1 protein-coding gene is annotated in these 1,298 nt (G+C 36.1%); it reads left to right on the plus strand.

All coding sequences use genetic code 11. The features are described from left to right. Positions 1-1,055 (plus strand): glutathione-disulfide reductase (gorA, locus tag ACNPNW_RS06560; protein ID WP_448766782.1); only part of this gene is annotated, 1,055 nt, incomplete at its 5' end. Positions 1,056-1,298 lie beyond the last annotated feature (243 nt).

Consider the following 1,298-nt stretch of genomic DNA (forward strand, 5'->3'; position numbering starts at 1 on the left):
ACACAGGACTAGCTAAAAATAATGTTGATGTCATTCGAGGTTTTGCAAAATTTTTAGATGCTCAAACAATTGAAGTAAATGGTGAAACGTACACAGCTGACCATATTTTAATTGCTACGGGGACTCAAGCATTCAAACCTGAAATTGAAGGTGCTGAATATGGTATTGATTCCAATGGTTTCTTCGGATTAGAACACTTACCGAAGCGGACTGCTATTGTTGGTTCTGGCTATATTGCTGTGGAATTGGCAGGTGTTCTTAATGCATTGGGTTCGAATGTACAATTATTTATTCGTAAACATCAGCCTTTGCGTGGATTAGATCATTTCCTTGGTAAAACACTATTAGAGAATATGCGCAGTGAAAATATTAACGTGCATACTCATAGTCAGATTAACAAAGTGACTAAAGTTCAAGATAACTCACTTGTATTACACCTAGAAGATGGTACAGAACATAGTGTAGATTGCTTGATTTGGGCAATTGGTAGAAAACCTGCAACTGAAGCGATCAATCTTAATAAGACTCAAGTTCAATTGAACGAGAATCGCTTTATTCATGTTGATGCATATCAAAATACAACACAGTCTGGCATTTATGCAGTGGGTGATATTACAGGTAAAGTCGAGTTAACACCTGTTGCTGTGGCAGCGGGTCGAAGACTGTCTGAACGTTTATTTAACAATAAGCCAAATGAACATTTAGATTATGAAAATATTCCGACTGTGGTGTTTAGTCACCCACCTATTGGAACAGTTGGATTAACCGAAGATCAAGCCATAGAAAAATTTGGTAAAGATGCCATCAAAATTTATAGTTCTTCCTTTACATCCATGTATACAGCGATAACAGAACATCGACAACTCACAAAAATGAAATTAATTTGTGTAGGAACTGATGAGAAAGTGGTCGGAATTCATGGTATTGGATACGGTATGGATGAAATTCTGCAAGGCTTTGCTGTTGCTTTAAAAATGGGAGCAACTAAAAAAGACTTCGATAACACTTTAGCAATTCATCCGACTTCTGCTGAAGAATTCGTCACAATGCGTTAATCATTGATCATCTAAAAGAGCATTTATTTATATATTTGCTCTTATTTTTATATTCTATATCCAAATTATGAACTTTCAACAACTTAGAATTATTAGAGAACTCACTCAACATAATCTCAATTTATCACAAACAGCACATGCTCGGCTTTGTTGCACAAAGATTTGAAATGCAAAGCGCCCCTAATTGAGCCAAATTTAAGGCGTAACTTGGGTAAGTGGTCGACCTAATTCCGTAAATCTGTT

The organism is Acinetobacter endophylla (genome assembly GCF_053543775.1).